Genomic DNA, 22348 nt, shown 5'->3' on the forward strand with positions numbered 1-22348 from the left:
CCTCTCCTTATTTATGCTAAGCTTTCCGTCAGCCCGGGAACACGTACTCCTCTTTCTCTCGTTAATTTTTTAAATTCTTCGGTCAATTGTTTCGTTACACTTCCTGGTTTCCCATCTCCAATTTCTCTCGAATCAACTTTTACAACTGGAATTAACTCCGCTGCTGTTCCTGTTAAAAATACTTCATCCGCTACATATACATCATGGCGAGTGAATGGTCTTTCCTCACATGGAATACTCAGTCGTTCACATAGCTCGATAACACTATTTCTCGTAATACCTTCTAATGCTCCTAAATAGGATGGTGGGGTTAATACTTTTCCATCTTTCACAACGAAAACATTATCGCCAGAACCTTCACAAACATATCCTTGTTGATTTAACATAAGAGCCTCTAACACTCCTGCTTGTGCCGCTTCAATTTTTACAAGTACGTTATTTAAGTAGTTCATTGACTTAATGCGTGGATCTAATGCATCTGGCGTATTACGTCTTGATGCAACAGATACAACGCTTAATCCATTATCGTAAAATTCCTGAGGGAATAACTTTAATTGTTCTGCAATGATAATAACGCTCGGTTTCACACAACTTCTAGGGTCGAGCCCTAAGTCACCTTTTCCTCGTGAAACAATTAAACGAATGTAAGCATCCGCATACTCATTTTTTTGCAACGTTTGTAAAACTGCTTCTTCCATTTCGTCAACTGTCAGTGGGACTGTAAGTAAAATAGATTTTGCCGATTCATATAATCGTTTTACATGTTCTTTTAAACAAAATACATTTCCTCCGTAACTACGAATCCCTTCAAATACACCGTCTCCGTATAAAAAGCCGTGATCATATACTGAAACAACTGCCTTTTCTTTTTCTACAAATTCCCCATTCATGTAAATGTACTGGTTTCCCATCTCACATCGCTCCTCTTTTTTTCTCTATTTTTTGCAATCTATTTCTACATCGATTGCTGAGATGAGTATTTTTAACAGAATATTCAGTATATAAATATTAAAAATATACTCGTCTCAACAATCGATTACTTACATACTTGTAGCAATCCATTGCTGAGACGAGGGAATCGTGGTACCACTCAGCTTCCTTACACTTCTCACGAAATATAAGCTCTGCAAGTCCAATTAGACTTTTGTTTTTCTATCGGGAACAAACCCGCTACTTTTTACTAATTTTCAAAAGTAGTGCTCCGAGGTGATTTTCAATGAGTGCATTGTTACCACCCTCACAGCCTCGGGGCAGCTCTCTGAAACAATCTTTATCATTTACTCTCCTCTTCCACACATTCTCTTATTCTATTTTCTAAAATAAAAACTCTCGCCTCAGCAATCAACTACTACAATTTAGTAGCTTTGATTGCTGAGGCGAGAGTTTCGCGTTACCACTCAGCTTCCTTATACTTCTCGCGAAATATAAGCTTCGTAGGTCCAATTAGACCCCCGTCCTTTTACCGGAGACGATGCCGCCGCCCTCTACTCAGTTTCCCTTTCGCAAGCGATGCTCCGAGGTGATCTTCAATGATTCGATTGTTACTACCCTCACAGCCTTGGAGTAGCTCTCTGAAACGATCATAATCATCTACTTTCCTCTTCTTTGCATATACAACATATAAAGTTAGAAAATTCTTAATTAACTTTTATTTGTTACACGTATTATAGGACGTTGTTCTTTTCCTTGTCAACATGTTTTTTCAAAAAAAATCTAAATTCATTCTATTTATTTTTTCTCAAATCAAAATTGGAATGAATTACTTACATACACTCATATATTGCTTAAGTATGTTTGCACTACTACATAAAGAAAAAATTATGAGGAGATGAGAAAACTATGTTAAAAGGAAAAGTGGCATTAGTTACAGGAGCAAGCCGTGGAATTGGACGTGCTATTGCAAAACGTTTAGCAAACGACGGTGCATTAGTTGCTGTTCATTACGGTAATCGAAAAGATGACGCTGAAGAAACTGTTCATGAAATTCGATTAGATGGTGGCCAAGCTTTTTCTATCGGCGCAAATCTAGAATCCTTACACGGTGTAGAAAACCTTTATAACGCTTTAGATACTGAATTACAAAAGCGCACTGGTGAAACACAATTTGATATTTTAATAAACAATGCTGGAATTGGTCCTGGTGCTTTTATCGAAGAAACGACTGAACAATTTTTTGATAGAATGGTTTCAGTAAATGCAAAAGCACCATTCTTTATCATTCAACAAGCACTACCACGTTTACGTGACAATAGCCGAATCATTAATATTTCATCCGCTGCCACCCGCATTTCTTTACCTGATTTTGTTGCATATAGTATGACGAAAGGCGCTATTAATACAATGACTTTTACGCTAGCAAAACAGCTTGGAGCACGAGGAATAACGGTGAATGCAATACTTCCAGGATTTATTAAAACAGATATGAATGCAGAACTCTTGAGCGACCCAATGATGAAGCAGTACGCTACTACTATTTCCGCTTTCAATCGCTTAGGTGAAGTAGAAGACATTGCCGATACTGCTGCATTTCTTGCTTCTCCAGACAGCCGCTGGGTTACTGGACAATTAATTGATGTGAGCGGAGGATCTTGTTTATAAAAAACATATATTTTCAAATCTTTTTTATTGCGCAATAAAACAATTTATATAATACTATATAAAACATATACATTTAGGAGGATTACAGCAATGTCCGAAAAAACATACGAACTCGCAACCTTCGCAGGCGGTTGCTTTTGGTGCATGGTAAAACCATTTGATGAACTTCCTGGTATTCATAAAGTACTTTCTGGCTATGCAGGAGGTCATGTAGAAAACCCAACATATGAACAAGTAAAAACCGGAACATCTGGACATTTAGAAGTTGTTCAAATTACATTCGATCCTTCTATTTTTCCTTATCAGAAATTACTAGACTTATATTGGCCACAAATCGATCCAACTGATGATGGCGGACAATTCTTTGACCGTGGTCCATCTTATCGTACCGCTATTTTTTATCATAACGAAACACAAAAAGGGCTTGCTGAAAAATCAAAACAAGCTCTTGCAGAAAGCAGTATGTTTAAAGATCCAATCGTGACTGAAATTCGTCCTGCTGCACCTTTTTACGAAGCAGATGACTACCACCAACATTTCTATAAAAAGAATCCAGAGAAATATGCTACTGAGCAAAAAGAATCTGGCCGTGAAGACTTTATTAAAGAAAATTGGCAAAAAAAATAATAAAAACGCATCGTGCTTTTTTAGTACGATGCGTTTTTATTTTTGATAAAAGTACCATACAATTAACAGAACAATTGCTGTTAGTGACCAAAGTACTATCTCGTTTTTCACTCTATTCTTTTTCTTAGTCATTTCATTCCCTCCTAATAACAATTAAACATATTCAAGTTTTTCTTTGTTTAATTGTCCACCTTATATACATGAATACATCCTTACAAATTCTAATAGCAAGACCACCAATAATTCCGATTGCAATTGAAATTACTAACATCTGTCCAAAACTAAAAGAATTTGTGTACGTTATGTAGAGAACGATACATATAAGTAAAACATCCGGTAAAGAAAGTAAAAACCTTTTAAGCATTCCTTTATCTCCTCTATACTTTATTTATATCTTCTACTGTAATTTTGAAAGAAAGTTTGTTTAAAAATTCCATTTAGACCCTCATTTTACGAAAAATAATAAGAATCCCTTTTTAAAAGAGATTCTTATTCAGCAGATTTAAGTTTAATTATTTTCTACATATCCTATTCCATAATTACTCCTAAAATAGAATAATATTACTAATCATTTATTGTAAATTGACTATTTGCCAGGCGACCGAATGTCGCGCCAGCTACCTACATCACATTGGCCAAATTCATTATTACCTACCGCGACCACCGTGCCGTCTGATTTTAGTCCGACTGTATGTGCACAACCAGCCGCTATCGCTACAATATCGCGCCAATCGCTTACGTTACATTGACCATACTCATTCCAGCCCACGGCCACCACGGTACCGTCTAATTTTAGTCCGATTGTATGATTCGTACCAGCCGCTATTGCTACAATATCTATCCAGCCACTCACATCACACTGGTTATGTTTATCATTCCCCACTGCTGTCACCGTACCGTCTCGTTTAAGACCAACAGTATGAAGATACCCAGCCTTGACTGATACAATACCTCGCCAGCTACTTACATTGCATTGACCATATCGATTATTTCCCACAGTCGTCAATGTGCCGTCCAATTTAAGACCGACTGTATGCCAGTCACCCGCTGTGACTGCCACAATACCTTGCCAACTGCTTACATTGCATTCTCCTTCTTTATTTCGGCCCACCGCTACTACCGTGCCATCCGATTTAAGGCCAATAGTACGACGCCACCCTGCCGCAACCGCTACAATATTATGCCAATCGTTTACATCACATTGTTCATGCTTATTCCAACCCACTGCTATCGCAGTATTGTCACATGTAAGACCGATTGTATGAGCATTACCTGTGTTCGTCGCCATATGAACATTGCCTGCTGCAACTGCTTCAATATCTCGCCAGCCACATACATTACATTCTCCTTCTTTACTCCGGCCCACCGCTACTACCGTGCCATCCGATTTAAGACCAACAGTATGACCACGCCCCGCCGCTATCGTATCTTTTGGCCATCGCTTCAATTTTTCTTTCGGTAAAATGTAATCCATGTTTTACCTCCTTGCATATAAGCAACTGTATCATAATAGATATTTTTATCAAATTTCATTATAAATCTACATTTACAAAGAAAGCTTATTTTACTTCTTCAAAAAATAAAAACCTCCAGTTTAAATACTAGAGGTTTTCTCGTTATTTCTTCAAGCGGTCAATAAAATCGTTCAATTTATCTAGCGATTTCATATTCAGATTGCAAGCTACACCATCTTTGCAAATGTAGTTTCCCTTTTTAACGAAAGTTCCTGGTACATCACCTTTAATTTCAACTAAAAACATCCCTACTTCTTCATGCCCATGACATAATGAACAAATACTTTTTTTATTTAAACTTTGGAACGTTCCTTGCAGACCAACAAACTTATTTTTATCATTTTTCGCTATAATAAATTTCCTGCTTGATCCTTTGTCAATCCAGCTTAAATAAGATAATTCTTTCATATCCAGTTCTTCCATATCGGGAAGTTTTAGCTTTTTTGCTTTAGGAAATAATTTTTTTAATGTTTGTGCTGTAACTTCTTGAAACGGAATTACATACGGATTTATTTTCATTAAAAATGATTCTGCATCTTCTCTATTTTGAACTGTTAATACCGTATCAATTAACTCTTTCTGTTCATCGGTTAAATTCTCAAATACATGTATTATCTTTTCGATCGCAAGTGATTTTAACGCTTGAATTACACCTCTATCGTTTGCCGTTGCATGCCCGTTTGCTAAAATATAAGCTTGTGATTTTATAAAATTATATTGATCACTTCTAATAAACGCTTCCATCTTTATCACTCCATACAAATTGTTGATCTAGTTTTATTGTATACAATGATTACGTTTTTTGATATGTAAAAGATAACTTAGAAACAAACATTACATATATCACTTATTCTCTACCGCTGCATTTCCTGACAAAAGAAGCCATCATCTGTTTTCCATTCCGCATATAATACGTCTTCAAATTTAGTAATTCCTTTTTGCTTAATTTGTTTATAAAGCCATCCTTCATCAAATCCCGCTTCCCTCAAATTATCCTTAACTACTTTTCCATCACTAATTAATGAAATTGGTAAGTATACAGGCTTATGTTTTAAACTTAAATCATTTATAGTAGGAGATTCGTATTTACTTTTTTTCAGAACGCTTATGTTTCCGTTAGGCTCCAATATCATATATTCAACTTCTCGGATTGAAAATATATCTTTTTGTTGTCTTAACATTTGTTGTAATTGGTTAATGTCCAAATGATTTGATTTTAATTGTTCTCTATCAATATGCCCATTACGAATGATAATAGAAGGGTATCCTTCAAAGAACTTTCTTGTCCTTCTAAATTTTTGTGTTATTACTTCTATTGCGTAAATTAATATTACCCATACAAACACAGCGTATAAAATAGACCATACTCTCACCTCAGGATCATATACAGTGTTTCCAACTAGTTCTCCGATTACAATCGCAGAAATAAAATCAAAAGGGGTTAGCTGTGATATTTGTGTTTTCCCTAATATTTTAGTAGCAATTAATAAAACAAAAAAACCAACAAAAAGTTCTATCGTTATTTGTCCAAGATGATTCATATGTGTTCACCTTTCTGTAATATGAAATATAACGTTTTTATTCCTATTCACATTTCTATACAATACTATTGCGATTCATTTTTTCTATTATCATGCCCATTCACACCCTATATATCCAATACATACAAAGCAAAAAGAGTCTAGTTCAAAATAATATTTGAACTAGACTCTTTTATGCTCATTTAGAATACACAATCTTTTTAATCGTTTCCCCAGAAAGAAAATATTCTTCTGCAAGTTGATGAATAGCAATCCCACTTTTAAACGCTTCTTTAATTGCTTTATTTCTTTCATCTAGTTGTTTTCTTCCGCCAGATCGTGTACCCCATTTATAATGTTTCGTTTCTTGTTTCGGAATGTAAATTGTTTCACCTTGTATATACTTTTGAATTTCAGTAATTAAACTCTCTGGTAAAACAGCATTAGCTTTTACGTATTTCATTTCTGCTCGCCCCTTATTTTTTATGGTTCATTTCAATAAGGTGCAAAGCCAAATATAAAAAATGATACGAGCTCATATAGGCGATTGTATATTACTTGTCTACCTCACGCAAAGTATCGCCATTTCCATACTTGGCTTTGCATGAGACGTTGCAGTGTCTGGCAATTGAATTATAATCGCCATATAAACACCTCCTAATATACCTTTTGCATTTTATTATATGATAAAATCCCTCTCCTTGCATCTTCATACTTTTTCAGCAATAAATAATTAATTTTGATATAATACTTTTTATTGAATCAAAAATCATTGTGAGGTTACGTTATGAGGAAAAAAATTATCATTACAATCGTTACACTATTCTTTATTATCACGGCATTATTCGGAACATACAAATTGATGAACGCAAGAAGCTTTCAATTATTTGGAGATTTAACACAACGCGTAGAAACAAATGAAAAAGTGATCGCTTTAACTTTTGATGATGGCCCTACTAACAATGTAAAACAAATATTACCGTTACTAGATAAATACAACGCTAAAGCTACTTTCTTTTTAATTGGAAATGAATTAGAGAAAAGTCTATCATTAGGAGAAGCTATCGCGCAATCTGGGCACCAGCTTGGAAACCATACATATTCTCATAAAAGAATGATTTTCAAAACACCTTCTTTTATTAAAGATGAAATAGAAAAAACGAATTCATTAATCCGCCAAACAGGATTTACAGACGAAATTGATTTTAGACCGCCTAACGGAAAAAAATTAATTGGACTACCCTATTATTTAAATAAAAATAATATTGAAACGATTATATGGGATCTTGAGCCCGATACTTTTTATAAATCTGCGGCTGATAAAATTAAATATGTTAATAAAAATGTAAAACCAGGTTCTATCATTTTACTGCATTCTATGTATGATGAGTCTGATGACAATTTAAAAACGATTGAAGGTATTTTAGATTCTTTATCTAAGAAGGGCTATCAGTTCGTAACAGTAAATGAATTGCAAAAAAGAGCAAAATAAAAAGAAAGGTAGCGTATCTTTGTATGATACGCCACCTTTCTTTTTATATAATGCCAAGTACATTTAAGAATACGATAATAATCGCAATTGGTGCGATAAAGCGAAGTAAGAATAACCATAATACGAATAGTTTATAACCTTTATTTTTACTTACACCTAGCTCTTTCATTAATACATCTTTCTTCATTTTTAAAGGAACAAAGATAGAAACTAATAATACACCAAGTGGCATTAATACGTTACTTACTGCATAGTCCGCTAAATCAAAGACTGTCTTTCCGAAAATCTTCAGATCACTTAATATACCGAATGATAATGCTGATGGTACCCCAACAACGAAGATTAATAACCCTACGATTAAGGCCATTTTTTCACGTTTCCCTTTACCTTTTGATGTTAACGACGCAACACTAATTTCTAACATCGAAATTGCTGATGTAATCGTAGCGAAGAAGAATAGTAATAAGAAAACGATGAAGAATAATTTTCCGAATGCCATTTTACTGAAAATAGCTGGCAATACGATAAATAATAGTCCTGGTCCTTGAGATGGTTCCATTCCGAATGCGAACACAACTGGGAAAATTGCAAGTCCTGCAAGTAATGTAATAACAAGAGTTAATGCTACGATAGAAAATGCTGAACGTGGTAAGCTTTCTTCTTTCGGTAAGTACGAGCTATACGTTACCATAACGGCTACCCCGACAGATAACGAGAAGAACGATTGCCCCATTGCGTATAAAATAACTTCTGATGTTACATGTGAGAAATCAGGTTGTAAGAAGAAACGAACTCCTTCTCCAGCACCATCTAATGTAAGTGCACGAACGATTAATACAAAGAATAAAACGAATAGTGCTGGCATGAAATATTTATTTACTTTTTCAACACCATTTTGTACACCTTTACTTACGATGAAAATAGTAATAAGAATGAATAATAGCTGTGATCCAACTGCTAAATATGGATTGGAAATGATTTCACCAAACGTAGCTTCGTATGCTCCATTTCCTTCCCATAGTCTACCTGTAATTGCATTCCATAAATATAATAAAATCCAGCCTCCTACAACACTGTAAAAAGAAAGTAATATGAAACATGTTACAATTCCTAATTTACCTAACCAAGGCCATAACGTTTTAGGAGCAATCTCTCTATATGCATCAACAGCCTCTTTTTGTGTACTTCTTCCAATAACAAATTCAGCTAATAATAGCGGTAAACCAATTAATAATGTGAAACCGATGAAAATTAGGAAGAACGCTCCGCCTCCTCCAATGCCGGCCATATATGGGAATTTCCAAATCGCCCCAAGACCAATTGCCGAACCTGCTGCAGCTAATACGAAACCTAATTTCGATGTCCATTGCTGTGAATTCATTTATTAATCTCCTCTCTGTCTCTTTTTCTTTGTTACAATTCGGTATTTATATTGTTCTATCAATACTCTTTTCTAATACGTTCACTTCCTCCCTAATAATAAAAAACGCCCCTACGTAAATACGTAGGGACGACAAAAATATCGCGGTACCACCCTAGTTGTGAAGAATACTAAGAAACCACCTAAATAAAAATGCCCCTACGCAAAAACGTAGGGACGATAAAATATCGCGGTACCACCCTAGTTATGAAGCCACACCAAAGTTAGGACCTAAATAAAAAACGTCCCTACGTAAATACGTAGGGACGATAAATATCGCGGTACCACCCTAGTTGTGAAACAATCTTCACCACTTTATTTGATAACGGTATAAACTACCGTCTTTCATTTCCTCATAATGCGAGATTTATGAAAGATGCTCCAGGACGAACTTCATGAATAATCTATATACTGATTCACACCAACCATCAGCTCTCTGAAATAGGGAGATATTCACTACTATACCCTTTCATTGCCCAAATATTATTTTCCGAATTGATTACTATCATTTTTATCACACATTAAAAATAGTGTCAACTTATATTTTGAATTTTTATGTATTACAATCTATTTAAAAATTTGAAATATAAGTTTTAGTTTAGAAAACAAGTAGATTAGTACATAACGAATTCTAACAGGCAATAGAAAAAGAATTACGTATTATTGATACTTATTCCAGAAGAAAAATCATCTAGAAACATAACCTATCTCTATCTGTATTAGTTTTTAAGAGTTTGATGGATACCAAGAAAATTTCGCATCACTATCCAGTGGTCTATTTTTCGTTTCTTCTTTAATTACACGAAACCATTCATTTAAAATTTGAGTTTTGGGCAATTGAGCAGCAAGGTTATCTTCCCAAATTATATGTGAGAACCAGGCTTTCGTTTCCCATTCAAACTGCAATTGTGCGAACGAAATTATAGGGTGATCAGCTTCACGAAATTGCTCATTTACTGCATTTGAAACTTCTGGAGCTTGCGGTAACAACTCGTTCTGAATTCTATTTCTTATCGTCACATTTTCTAGCTGATCCCAGAAATACAATTGCCCATTTATTTGATAAAAAATATCAAATGAAGCCTCACCTTTCTTCAAATTCAATAATACGAAAGCACGTTCCACATCATTGTCAGCCGCCTTTACAGCATTAACAATTATATTTTGTGCCATTGATACCCAGTAACTAGTCGCTTCCTCTACCGGTGATTCAACATACAATTCTTCACTTAATTCATGAAGAGTGGCTTCTTGCTCATTTACTTTTTCAACTTTTTTAAAAAACCTATTAAAAAAACCCATAACTTCCCCCTTATTACTGTTTTCTATTTCACAAAATAAAAAATAGATTTTTCTTGCTCATCCACATTTACTCCTGGCGCGTATGTATGAACTTGTTGCAACACTTCTTCTATTAGCAACTCTAACTCCTGCACACTATTTTCTGGATTCCCTATTAATGTGTCCGCCATACGTTCATATAATTTTTCAGGTTTAATAGTCATTCGTTCCACATTATTAGGCATCCATTTAAACGCTGGATGATGTACGTACATTTTATTCAAACCAAATAAAACACCGAATACGTTCCTTTGTACTTCGCAAATAACGTCATAAAGCATAAGCCAATCTTTCCGTTTTAAAAGCGCCTTTCGATTGTGCCAACGATTACTTAACCATAGATTTTCTGAAATCATCCGTTTTACTAGTTCATCTGGATATGCCGCTACTTTTTCTTTTAATTCATTCACTTTCCCTTCTCCATACAAACTAACACCATCATGAACGGATGATACAATACATTGTTTTTCATAACTTATATCATATTGATCCACCACATCCGAAATCACTTTCTCTACTGTCTCTGTTAAAAAGTTACTAATCTCTAATTTAATTCCCTCTTTCGTTAAATACGTTTCCGACCATTCTTCTTCCTCATACGGATGATACGATAATATTTTCCCATCAATATGATAAATAGGGGCCCTACGATCCTCATCTTCCGGCGGTGTTGACCATAAAATATGTAATTCTATATCTGAATGTTCATCTTCAAGCTTTCTAGCTACTGAACCCGCTAAAATAATGGCTTCTACTTTCGGATTTTCCCTATAAATCTCTGACATCTCTATCGCTTTCTCTTTTAATCCCATTTCATTTCCCCCTAAAATTGCAGTAATCCCCTATATTCCATTTATCTATTTCGATATTACAGCTTGCATTACCTTTTCAAATTCCTACTGCATCATATTTCTATCCAAAAGCGCTGAATAACTTCACCAGTACGAGAAGAAACTATTTCATTTTCTAACACACCGCCGACCTTTTGAATCGTTTTAGCAGAACCGATATTGGATTTATCGCAAGTTATTAATACTTTCTGCAATCCTAATTTTTGCGCTTCAGCTAATGCAAGCTTTAGTTGTTTCGTAGCGTAACCGTGGCGACGTTTATTCGGATGGACACTATATCCAATATGACCGCTTTCCCGTAATAATTCTGGATTTAATCTATGTCTAATATTCACAAAACCTATAAGTTCTCCTTTTTCAAAACTTAAAAACTGACTAGATGGCATTCGATTAGCTAGTAAATTTTCTCCTAATTCTTGTTTACTCACTTTTTCAAACCATTCATCAAGAGAATCAAAGTTTTGTAAAGAACTACTTCCATGTGGTTGTTCCCCTAAGTGTAAAAACGCGTGTCTATACGCTGTAATATGCTCACTATATTCATGGGTTGGTTTTAATAGTTTCATTGTTCTTCTCCCCCTCTTTATTCCATAAAACAAACACCTTAATAGCAGTTATTCACTATTAAGGTGTTTCTATCCTTTTTATTCAAATAACCCCATACTCAAATAACGTTCACCTGTATCAGGCGCAATACATAAAACTTTTTTACCAACGCCTAGGCGTTTCGCTATCATGATTGCAGCGTAAACAGATGCTCCAGAAGACGGACCAACTAATAATCCCTCTTGTCTAGCTAAGTTTCTCATTGTCGTTAAAGCCTCTTCGTCTGCAATTTGAATAATTTCGTTATACACTTCTGTATTTAAGTTTTTCGGGATAAACCCTGGGCTTGTTCCTACTAGTTTATGAGGACCTGGTACACCACCTGATAAAACGGGAGATCCTTTCGGTTCCACTACTGCAATATATAAGTTTGGTAATTTCTCTTTTAACGTTTCACCAGTCCCTGTAATCGTTCCGCCTGTTCCTGCCGTTGCAACAAAGGCGTCAAGCTCTCTATCCATTTGTTCATAAATTTCAAGCGCAGTCGTATAGCGGTGAATATTCGGATTAGCTGGGTTTTCAAATTGTTGCGGAATAAAACTATTCGGTATTTGCTTTTGCAATTCTAACGCCTTCGCAATTGCTCCTGGCATTCTTTGTTCTGCTGGTGTTAAAACTACTTCTGCTCCGTATGCTTTCAATAAATTAATACGCTCTTTTGACATATTATCTGGCATAATTAAAATCGCTTTATACCCTTTAGCTGCTGCATTCATCGCTAAACCAATCCCTGTATTCCCGCTTGTCGGTTCAATGATTGTATCTCCTGGTTTGATGAGACCATTTTCTTCTGCAACGTGAAGTAAATTATAAGCAGCACGGTCTTTCACACTGCGCGATGGATTAAACATTTCTAGTTTCACATACACATCTGCTGCGTCTTCCGGAATAAATTTAGATAATCGGACGACAGGTGTATCGCCTATTAATTCTGTTACGTTTTCACATAATTTCATAGCCCATCCCCTATTCTATCGTTTTCTTATCACTTGGCAGTAACCATGAAGTGAGTCCAATTAATGGTAGACAACTACATAATAGCATAATAAATTGCAGGCTATATATATCTGCTAATTTCCCAAGAACTACTGCACCTAATGCTCCAAGTCCAAACGCAAGACCTACGATTAATCCTGACACCATTCCCACTTTTCCAGGTACAAGCTCTTGTGCATATACAACAATTACACTAAAACTACTTGAACTAATAAAACCGATACATAAAAATAACGGTACGACCCACACAAGTGAGACATGTGGTAATAACAGTGCAAGTGGCGCTGAACCTAACATTGAAAATACGATGATATTTTTCTTACCAAATCGATCTGCTAACGGTCCTCCGAAGAAAGTTCCTAACACACCAGCAATCATAAATGCGAATACGAAATACTGGGCATTTTTTATAGATAAACCGTAATGCTCTATTAAGTAAAATTGATAGAAATTCCCGATACCAGCACCGTACCAAGAGCGTACAAAAGTAAGAAAAACAAGAAGTATAATAACGAATTTAATGTGTGTACTTACAATTGCATTTTCCGCCTCAAGCGCAGCCCTCTTCTTCCTTCTTACAGCGCCGGTTGCTAATTCATTTTTGTACCAATTCGATACGAAAATTAATAATACAATTCCTACTGCTGCAAATGCTGTAAAACCTAATGAACCAATTTGACCGAGTGGAACGAAAATTAGCGCTGTAAAAATAGGAGCTAAGGAATTCCCCGTGTTTCCCCCAACTTGATAAATCGCTTGCGCTAACCCTCGTTTTGCACCTGCCGCCATATACGCAACACGAGCGCCTTCTGGATGAAAAACTGCGGAACCTAAACCAATAAATAAAACAGAAATAATAACAATAATAAAGTTTGGTGCAAACGCGAGTCCAATCATTCCAAGCATGCTTGAAAACATACCGAGTGGTAATAAAAATGGTGATGGCTTCTTATCTGAATACATACCAAACACCGGTTGCATAATCGATGACGTCATATTTAAAGCAAACGCAATCCACCCTACTTGCATATAGGATAAATTCATCGTTTTTTCCAAAATAGGAAACAACGCCGGCACAACTGCTTGCATCGAATCATTTAAAAAATGCCCAAAGCTAATCGCAAATAAAATTCGATATATTGTCGGTGTTTCTACAGTTTTTTTGTGTGAAACTGCCTGCATATGTGAATCTCCCCTTTCTGTACAAAATATATATTTATTACAGTAGGTGTAATAAATTCTGACTTTTGAAACATTTCTATTCTATACTGCTTTCATTTCTTTTTCCAGAAATATAACTTAACTCCCGTCATTGGCTTGCATCCTTGTAACTTTCAGCGGTAAAACAGTACAAAAAAAGACAACCCAATCACATACTGGGTTGCCTCTTACATTAAATTGCAAAATGCTTATACTTCTCGTAATCACTCGTCTTACATTCTATTTCTAATTTGGTACCTTCGTTTTCGTAACTCGTAGATAAAACGTGTGCATGATTATTGAAATACGAAACTACCTGTCCTTGATCATACGGAATTAACATTTCACATTTCGTATATTCTTTATAAATATGGGAACGAATCATTTCTACAAGCTCTTCAATTCCAACATGTTTCTTCGCAGATAAATACACGCGGTCTTCTTGTACTTTCGGAATTTCAACATCCACCATATCTGATTTGTTATAGGCATAGATTGTTGGAATATTTTCTACTCCAATTTTCTTTAACGTTTCATTTGTAATATCAATTAATTGTTCATAATTTGGATTTGCGTAATCTACAACATGAATAAGTAAGTCTGCTTCCGCTACTTCTTCTAATGTTGAACGGAACGCCTTCACAAGATGATGTGGTAATTTACTTACAAATCCAACTGTATCTGTTAATAAGAATGATTTATTATCTGGCAAATCAATATTTCGTACAGATGTTTCTAACGTCGCAAATAACATATCTTTTTCAAATACTTGTTTTTCTTCTGTACCATTATAAATTTCAAGCATTGCATTCATCGTCGTAGACTTTCCTGCATTCGTATAACCTACTAATGCTACTACAGGTATTTCAGTTTTCTTACGTTGCTTTCGCTGCGTTTGACGCTGGGCAACGAGCGCTTCTAAATCTTTATTTAAAACTGAAATTTGTTCTTCAATTTTACGACGATCTAACTCTAACTTCTTCTCACCGACACCTTTATTTTTCGTACCAACGCCGCCGCTCTGTCTTCCTAACGATTCACGAAGACCGATTAAACGAGGCATCATGTACTGAAGGTGTGCTACTTCTACTTGTAGCTGTGCTTCTTTCGTTTTCGCACGTTGCGCAAAAATATCTAAAATTAAAATGGTACGATCAATTACCTTACAATCTAAATCCTCTTCTAAATTTCGAATTTGTGAAGGAGATAATTCATCATTAAAGATGACCATATTCGCATCTATTTCTTTTACATACGCTGCTACTTCTTCAATCTTTCCTTTTCCGATATAATGCGACGGATTTACTCGTTGTAAATTTTGCGTTACTTGCCCAATTACCTCTACATCACAAGCTTCCGCAAGATTTGTTAACTCTTCCATCGAATATGCAAAATCACCTTCATTACCTAAATTTACTCCAACTAAAACTGCTCTTTGTAATACTTCTTCCATATATTTATTCCTCCATTTCGATTACGTAAAATAAAAAACACAGGTCGCTGCCTGTGTTTTCGTAAACGGATAAGGGTTCACCAAAGAAATAGAAGAAAGCTATGCTTTCATCCTATCTCATAGTCAAAAAGTCCCAAGATTATATACGTATCCACAATAAGTGTTCACCTATACAATCCCATTCTATTTATAAAGGCAAAACAAAAAGAGGGCGTATTCGTCCCTCCCTCTTTTTCACATATAAGCTTAATAAAGGGTTCCTTTAAAATAGGCAGACCAATCCCGTTCACTCTGTACACAGACAGAGCCTTTGAGCGCTATTCAATTATTGGCACAAAGTATTGAGACGTAATCTGATTAAGATCAAAGGAAGCCCCTCCGTTCATTTTAAGTTACATAAAGTGTAGCATAAGTAATTCGCCTTCACAAGGTTTAACAACCTATATCACGCTAAAGAAAATCTTTATATTTTTACTTTAATCGTCATTTTTTGCGAGTTTTTCTCACAACAAAAATAACAAAAGCAATTATCAATTTTAGAAACTTCTCTTATATTATTTTTACAACACTCGATAAATCCCTTCATAGTAAGTTAAGTCGTTCAATACACCAAAAATCTATATTGACATTTTTATAACCTGATATTAGTATCAGGTTATAAAAATAAAAATTAGGAGATGTTCCTATGCATTCTAAATCTCGTATTACTGCAATTGGTACTTATGTTCCAGATCAAATATTGTCTAATAACAATTTAGAAAAGATGGTCCATACGAATGATGAATGGATTGTACAAAGAACAGGAATTAGTGAAAGAAGAATCGCTAGCGAAGAAGAATACTCCTCAAACTTAGCCATTAAAGCGATTGAAAATTTATGTACAACATATAAGAAAAACTTAGAAGATGTCGACTGTATCATTGTCGCTACTACTACTGCTGATTACGTTTTTCCTAGTGTTGCTTGCCAAATACAACAATACTTCAACATACCTCATACAATAGCTTTTGATTTAAATGCAACTTGTGCTGGTTTTACATATGGACTACACGTCGGTAATAGCTTAATCACTTCTGGATCACATAAAAAAGTACTTGTCGTAGCGACAGAGACATTATCTAAAGTTACTGATTATACCGATAGAACGACCTGTGTTTTATTCGGTGATGGTGCTGGAGCTATTTTATTAGAAAGAGATGAAAACACCCAAAGCTTTATCGCTGCTCACATGGGAACAAACGGTAATGGCGGCATTCATCTATACAGAACAAACTTATCTACTACTATGAATGGCACACCACTGCAAACAAATGAAAAAATCGTTCAAAATGGAAGAGAAGTATATAAATGGGCAACACACACAGTGCCAAAAGGCATAAAAAATTTATTACATACCGCAAATATGCCAGTAGATGATATAGACTGGTTCATACCCCACAGCGCTAACTTACGAATGATCGAATCTATTTGCGAAAAATCTCAAATTCCAATACAAAAAACATTAACGAGCGTGGAATATATGGGGAATACAGTCACCATTCCACTCGCTTTAAATTTAGCTATAAAAGAAGGAAAATTAAATAACGGAGACACACTTTTACTATACGGATTTGGTGGCGGACTTACGCATTTAGGGCTTATTGTAGAGTGGAATTTAATTTAAGTGTATAAAAAGAGGCTCTAGTCAGTAACTAGAACCTCTTTTTCATTTAATTTCTTGCCCCTTTTCGAGACCATATCACAACAGGAATAAGTAATAACGCTAACACGCCTCCAGCCAATGACAATACTGCATAACTTGAATTCGCTACTACCATACCTGACATCGCTCCACCAGAAGCTCCAGCTAGCGCAATAAAAACATCTATTTTCCCTTGTGTTTTAGCACGTGTAGACGGTGTTGTGGAATCAACGATTTGTGCTGTACCACTTATCAATCCGAGGTTCCATCCTAGCCCAAGTAAAGAAAGAGCAACGATTAATAATAATAAAGAATCACTTGGCGCTATCGCAGCTATGACACCCGCTGCAAGTAAAATCACTCCACCAGCTATACTCATTGTAGTTCGGCCAATTTTATCAATTAACATTCCTGTAATGAGAGATGGAAGATACATTGCACCTACATGAAAACCTATCACAAGTCCTACTGCACTTAAACCGTGACCGTGGTGTCCCATATGAACTGGCGTCATCGTCATAATCGCAACCATCACTATTTGCGTAAGTATCATTACGATTGCTCCAACTGTAATACCTCGTTTATTTTCTTTCGCTTCTTCTGTTATTGGTTGCCCTTTATATGTATGTTCCTGTTTATATCTTTCTATTATGTTAGCAATAATTAACGGATCTGGACGAAGCATAACAAAAAGAACTAGACCCGCCAGTATAAATGCTGCTGCCGATAGTATGAACGGACCTGCAAGTTTAGGAACTCCAATTGAATGAGCAAAACTTCCCATTACCCCTACTAAATTTGGTCCTGCAACTGCACCGAAAGTCGTCATTACCATCGTAATACTAACAGCCGTTGCTCTCTGCTTCTTATCTGCTAAATCTGTACCTGCATAACGAGCTTGTAGATTCGTGGCTGTACCGGCACCATATATGAGTAAAGAAATAAGTAAAAGAATAATACTATTTGTTAAAGCTGCCATTACAACACCAATTGCTCCAAATCCACCTACTATAAACCCTGTTGCAAGACCTATCCGGCGTCCATATCGTTGCGAAAGCTTCCCTACTATGAAAGCTGCTAATGCCGATCCCAATGTAAACATAGCAGTTGGTAATCCTGCAAATGCATCTGTTCCAAGCATTTGCTGCGCAAGAAGTGCTCCCACTGTAATACCAGCAGCTAGTCCTGCACCGCCAAACATTTGTGAAATGCTGACGATTATTAACGTTCGTTTGTATAGTTTTTGTTGCTCTTCTTCTGTGTACACATGATTATCTATTAAAGCCCCTGCCTTATCTAGCAATTCCCCATCCTCCTTTTAAAATTAAGCCCTCTTGTTAATGTACTATGTATAACGTTACATATTCAATGGCATTTTCCATTCATCCCTTTCATTCTAAAAAACTTTCTAATCATACTCGACTTATCCCATGCTATATTAAAAATACTACTATTCACAATATGCAAGGAGGAAACAATGAAAAAAACAGGCTGCTATAGCCTGTTTTTCTTTACGCTTCTTCTACTAATCTTCCCCTTCTCTTTTTACTCAAAGCTTTTCCTTCCCAAAACAACAAACTTACGAAAGCACAAATTAAAATAATTGGCACACTTGCTTTATATAAATCTGTAAAACTCATAGCCATCTGATTCTTGGCATAATGATTCACATCATTTGAAAATGTGAGTACCTCTTTCTTTATACTTTCCTCTTGTTTTTCAACTTCTTTTGTCACTTGCCTCATAACTTCTTTTCTTTTTACATCCCTATATTCTACTGGAACTTTTCTTAATATTTCATCCGTCTTGTCGCGAATCAATTCTTCCTTCTTCTCTTTACTTAATCCTATTGTCATTGCATTTTGTTTCTTATTTATATTTGACTCTAAACTTTGATTCTCTATTTTTTCTTTAGTCATTTGTAAAATTTCAGTTTGCTCAGTACTATTCACATGAATATTCCGCACCTTTTCTTCTGCATAACGATATACTTTTTCTTTATTTACAGTTAAATTGTGAGTTAAGTTAGAGACAAATATTGCGACCGCCAATACAATTCCAACTTGTCGTAACATTGATACAACACTTTGAGAAGCAGTTAATAATTCTCCTTCAAACGAAGACGCACTTAAAACTGTAATTGGCCCCACTACTAAACCATATCCAACACCTAATATCATACATGGAATAATAAATTCTATATTTGTTGAATTAACATCAATCATTTGCAACCAATAGTAGGAAAGCCCCATAACAAGAAATCCTGACAAAATAATAGTTACTTTTCCGAGTTTTTTAATTAAAGTTGCTGCAACTGGTGAGATTAAAAATATCATTGCTGAAATAGGTGTCACTAAAAAAGCCGCTTCAATTTCCGTCCGACCTTGTAGTTTCGTCAAGAACGTTGGAAGCAATACAGTAACTCCAATTAAAAATAAATTACTTAATATAACAACGATAGACGCTCCGACAAACATTCGATCTTGAAATAACTTTAAATTCACCATTGGGTTATGAATCTTTCGTTCTACTAAAACAAATAGAATAAGAGAAATAGTGCTAATTGCATAACAAGACAAAGCAATATTACTTTGCCATCCCCATGTATTACCTTTTACTAATATGAGAGTAAATGAAAAAATTGCTGTGCTACTTAATAGTAGTCCTATCCAATCTATTTTTGAGATAATACGTTCTTCATTTTTTATTTGTAGCATGATGCAACATAACACGATTCCTATTATACAAACCGGAACATTAACGAAGAACACCCATCTCCATCCTAAATTTTGCGTAATAATTCCACCTATCACTGGTCCCATAGCAGCTGACAATCCTTGTGTTACTCCTAAAATCGCAAGCGCAACATGCCTCTTAGCTAATGGCATAGCTGATACACCAATTACCATACTTGTTGGAAATAAAATCGCTGCCCCAATACTTTGTATAAAACGAGAAAAAATAAGAAAATCACCTGTATTAGCAAAAGCGCAAAGTACCGATCCACCACCAAAAATCACCAAACCAAGAATATACATCTTTGCTTTTCCAAAGATATCAGCTATCCGCCCTAACGGAATGGCGAGTACTGCAATCGTCATTGTATAAACATTTAATACCCAAGACATCTTTTCTAATGAAGTATTTACACTCGATTGTATTGCCGGTAAAGCTATATTCATAATTGTCGTATCAATCATACAAAGAAAGATACCTAGACACATTAAAAAGACAATCTTAATACCCTTTGTTTGCTCCATCTTTATATACCCCTTTATTTATTGTGAACGCGTTTTTCATTCTTCTGTTTTATTGTTTTCTTTCGCCTCTAACTCTTCTAATTTTTTCTTCAAAGTCTCCACTTGTGCACTATACGATGCAATACCTACATCTAGTGAAATTTCTTCGACGAAAGTAATACCTACTCTCCACTTTTCATATTTCAATCGAAGATCTGCAATGTACGCTTCTTTTCTTTCAATTTCATCTTTAATCCATTTTTTTATTGTTACATCATCACTATAGTTACCAAAATACATTCTCATTAAAAAATCCGAACGTAAAACATCCTTCTCTACAGGCGTCTGCATGTATTGATAAAATTCTTCACGCCCCTCATCTGTAATAAAGTACATTTTCTTATTCGGTTTTCCCTCTTGCATGACAACTTCTTTTTTTATTTTCCCCTCATTCTCCAATTGTCGTAACGTTGGATAAATCATTCCAAAACTTCCATCAAAAAAATGAGTAAATACGTCTTCAAACACAATTTTAATATCGTAACCAGACAATTCCTTTTCCATTAATAAACCTAAAACAACATCTCTTCCCTTCAAAGTAAAACCCCCACATAGTATATAATCGATAATCATATTAACAATATTAATATGATTATCGATTATATACCTTATTTTGTTATTTGTAAAATGTTTCTAAATAAAAAAGCCCCATAATTTGGTTTTACCAATTCACAGGGCCATTTTCTTATTTACTCTTTCACACCTACATCTTGCAAAACTTCAATATCCTCTTTCATTTCATAATAATAAGAAGGCAATTCTATACCATGTTCTAAGAAATAATCCTCTATGAATGAAATAATGATTTTTAACGTTTTCACACGGGCATACAATTTATCGTTACTTTCAATAATATGCCACTTCGCATTTTGCTTACTTGTTCTTTCAAACATGTCTTCCATCGCTTCAACATACTCATCCCATTTTTCACGATTACGCCAATCTTCATCTGTAATTTTCCATCTTTTCAAAGGATTTTTCTCTCTATCGTTAAATCTCTTTAACTGTTCCTCTTTACTTATATGGTAGAAGAACTTCCCTATTATGTAATGGTCATCTGTTAGTAGTTTTTCAAAATCATTAATCTCATCATATGCTCTCATCCACTCTTCCTTTGTAGCAAAACCTTCAACACGCTCAACTAACACACGACCGTACCATGAGCGATCAAAAATGGTAATTTGCCCGTACTGTGGAATTTTGCGCCAGAAACGTTGCAAATAATGGTAACGTTTTTCATGAGGTGCAGGCGCTCCAATTGGATCTACTTGGAACCCACGTGGGTCAAGATGTTCCGTCACCCGCTTAATTGCCCCACCTTTACCAGCCGCATCCCATCCTTCCATAACAAGCATAACCGCGATTTTTTCTTCTTTCAAAATTTGCTGTAATGCTAATAAGCGCCTTTGATATTTTTCGAGTTTCTTGTTGTACTTAGATTTTGATTCAATTTTTTTCGTTAAATCTACTTTAGCAAGATGTACATTTTCCATAAAACAAAGCCCCCTTGTTGTATGACAATGTTATTTTAACATATTTTTTGGGATTTTTTTCATATCCTAAAAAGCTGTGTAGAAACATCTCTACACAGCTTCCTTCTCTAATTTCACATATATAAGCACATTTAACTACATTAAAATAAATAATTTATACGGAACTCTTAGGATATTCTTTTTATTAAAACCTAAAAATAGCCCTTTTAAAAAGGGCGGCAATCTAAGTATAGAAAAAACAAATTTATTCTTTCTTA

The 22348-nt window shown here is 35.2% G+C and carries 21 protein-coding genes and 2 other annotated features; of the genes, 4 read left to right on the forward strand and 17 right to left on the reverse strand.

Translation table 11 applies throughout. From position 1 onward, the window contains the following. Window positions 1–11: 11 nt before the first annotated feature. A complete protein-coding gene (gene ilvE, locus ACYFX0_RS14750; protein ID WP_000528163.1) occupies window positions 12–911 on the reverse strand; it encodes a branched-chain-amino-acid transaminase in 900 nt (299 codons plus the stop codon). A 151-nt stretch (window positions 912–1062) separates the two neighbouring features. Then, window positions 1063–1302 (reverse strand) — a binding site (T-box leader). A 537-nt stretch (window positions 1303–1839) separates the two neighbouring features. Here ilvE and ACYFX0_RS14755 point away from each other — a divergent pair. Next, on the forward strand, window positions 1840–2598 hold the full coding sequence (locus tag ACYFX0_RS14755) for an SDR family oxidoreductase (protein ID WP_106081347.1): 759 nt from the start codon (window positions 1840–1842) through the stop codon (window positions 2596–2598). Window positions 2599–2688: 90 nt separating this feature from the next. Next, the gene (msrA, locus tag ACYFX0_RS14760) at window positions 2689–3225 is read left to right on the forward strand and encodes a peptide-methionine (S)-S-oxide reductase MsrA (RefSeq protein WP_001291894.1); all 537 of its coding nucleotides are present in this window, start codon (window positions 2689–2691) and stop codon (window positions 3223–3225) included. 163 nt (window positions 3226–3388) lie between these two features. Here msrA and ACYFX0_RS14765 read toward each other — a convergent pair whose 3' ends face one another. The 5 genes from ACYFX0_RS14765 to ACYFX0_RS14785 all read right to left on the reverse strand — a co-directional run bounded on the left by ACYFX0_RS14765 (window position 3389) and on the right by ACYFX0_RS14785 (window position 6722). Next, complete coding sequence (locus ACYFX0_RS14765) at window positions 3389–3589, reverse strand: hypothetical protein (protein WP_000919318.1); 201 nt, start codon at window positions 3587–3589, stop codon at window positions 3389–3391. 222 nt (window positions 3590–3811) lie between these two features. Then, window positions 3812–4699, reverse strand: a complete 888-nt coding sequence (locus tag ACYFX0_RS14770) for an RCC1 domain-containing protein (RefSeq protein ID WP_000384548.1) — start codon at window positions 4697–4699, stop codon at window positions 3812–3814. 142 nt (window positions 4700–4841) lie between these two features. Beyond that, complete coding sequence (locus ACYFX0_RS14775; RefSeq protein WP_000387066.1) at window positions 4842–5483, reverse strand: FusB/FusC family EF-G-binding protein; 642 nt, start codon at window positions 5481–5483, stop codon at window positions 4842–4844. 110 nt (window positions 5484–5593) lie between these two features. Beyond that, window positions 5594–6280: a DUF421 domain-containing protein gene (locus ACYFX0_RS14780; RefSeq protein WP_001015968.1), complete on the reverse strand. Its 687-nt coding sequence runs from the start codon at window positions 6278–6280 to the stop codon at window positions 5594–5596. A 178-nt stretch (window positions 6281–6458) separates the two neighbouring features. Beyond that, the gene (locus ACYFX0_RS14785) at window positions 6459–6722 is read right to left on the reverse strand and encodes a CD3324 family protein (protein ID WP_000878325.1); all 264 of its coding nucleotides are present in this window, start codon (window positions 6720–6722) and stop codon (window positions 6459–6461) included. 324 nt (window positions 6723–7046) lie between these two features. Here ACYFX0_RS14785 and ACYFX0_RS14790 point away from each other — a divergent pair, with 324 nt between their 5' ends. After that, window positions 7047–7751, forward strand: a complete 705-nt coding sequence (locus tag ACYFX0_RS14790; protein WP_001227581.1) for a polysaccharide deacetylase family protein — start codon at window positions 7047–7049, stop codon at window positions 7749–7751. A gap of 43 nt (window positions 7752–7794) precedes the next feature. Here ACYFX0_RS14790 and ACYFX0_RS14795 read toward each other — a convergent pair whose 3' ends face one another. From ACYFX0_RS14795 to hflX, 7 genes are all read right to left on the reverse strand, one after another. Further along, entirely contained in the window at window positions 7795–9132 is a 1338-nt protein-coding gene (locus ACYFX0_RS14795; protein ID WP_001088185.1) for a sodium-dependent transporter, read from the reverse strand. 298 nt (window positions 9133–9430) lie between these two features. Beyond that, window positions 9431–9653, reverse strand: a binding site (T-box leader). Window positions 9654–9897: 244 nt separating this feature from the next. Further along, a complete protein-coding gene (locus ACYFX0_RS14800) occupies window positions 9898–10473 on the reverse strand; it encodes a hypothetical protein (RefSeq protein WP_000505549.1) in 576 nt (191 codons plus the stop codon). Between the two features lie 23 nt (window positions 10474–10496). Continuing rightward, window positions 10497–11324: a DUF4037 domain-containing protein gene (locus ACYFX0_RS14805; protein WP_098424572.1), complete on the reverse strand. Its 828-nt coding sequence runs from the start codon at window positions 11322–11324 to the stop codon at window positions 10497–10499. 92 nt (window positions 11325–11416) lie between these two features. Then, the gene (locus tag ACYFX0_RS14810) at window positions 11417–11929 is read right to left on the reverse strand and encodes a GNAT family N-acetyltransferase (protein WP_106081348.1); all 513 of its coding nucleotides are present in this window, start codon (window positions 11927–11929) and stop codon (window positions 11417–11419) included. A gap of 78 nt (window positions 11930–12007) precedes the next feature. Beyond that, complete coding sequence (gene cysK / locus ACYFX0_RS14815; protein WP_000762276.1) at window positions 12008–12925, reverse strand: cysteine synthase A; 918 nt, start codon at window positions 12923–12925, stop codon at window positions 12008–12010. Window positions 12926–12935: 10 nt separating this feature from the next. Further along, window positions 12936–14147: an MFS transporter gene (locus ACYFX0_RS14820; RefSeq protein ID WP_001149399.1), complete on the reverse strand. Its 1212-nt coding sequence runs from the start codon at window positions 14145–14147 to the stop codon at window positions 12936–12938. Between the two features lie 211 nt (window positions 14148–14358). After that, on the reverse strand, window positions 14359–15618 hold the full coding sequence (gene hflX, locus ACYFX0_RS14825; RefSeq protein WP_106081349.1) for a GTPase HflX: 1260 nt from the start codon (window positions 15616–15618) through the stop codon (window positions 14359–14361). A gap of 685 nt (window positions 15619–16303) precedes the next feature. Here hflX and ACYFX0_RS14830 point away from each other — a divergent pair. Next, window positions 16304–17281: a beta-ketoacyl-ACP synthase 3 gene (locus tag ACYFX0_RS14830; protein ID WP_460270845.1), complete on the forward strand. Its 978-nt coding sequence runs from the start codon at window positions 16304–16306 to the stop codon at window positions 17279–17281. Between the two features lie 46 nt (window positions 17282–17327). On the opposite strand, the gene ACYFX0_RS14835 is transcribed toward ACYFX0_RS14830, so the two are convergent. The 4 genes from ACYFX0_RS14835 to ACYFX0_RS14850 all read right to left on the reverse strand — a co-directional run bounded on the left by ACYFX0_RS14835 (window position 17328) and on the right by ACYFX0_RS14850 (window position 22091). Further along, window positions 17328–18602, reverse strand: a complete 1275-nt coding sequence (locus ACYFX0_RS14835) for an MFS transporter (protein WP_106081351.1) — start codon at window positions 18600–18602, stop codon at window positions 17328–17330. A gap of 208 nt (window positions 18603–18810) precedes the next feature. Next, the gene (locus ACYFX0_RS14840; protein ID WP_106081352.1) at window positions 18811–20559 is read right to left on the reverse strand and encodes an MDR family MFS transporter; all 1749 of its coding nucleotides are present in this window, start codon (window positions 20557–20559) and stop codon (window positions 18811–18813) included. A 36-nt stretch (window positions 20560–20595) separates the two neighbouring features. Then, window positions 20596–21135 (reverse strand): PadR family transcriptional regulator, encoded by a 540-nt coding sequence (locus ACYFX0_RS14845; protein WP_000678333.1) that lies wholly within the window; start codon window positions 21133–21135, stop codon window positions 20596–20598. A 152-nt stretch (window positions 21136–21287) separates the two neighbouring features. Next, a complete protein-coding gene (locus ACYFX0_RS14850) occupies window positions 21288–22091 on the reverse strand; it encodes a polyphosphate kinase 2 family protein (RefSeq protein ID WP_016077878.1) in 804 nt (267 codons plus the stop codon). Between the last annotated feature and the right edge of the window lie 257 nt (window positions 22092–22348).

Source organism: Bacillus sp. NEAU-Y102 (genome assembly GCF_054788175.1).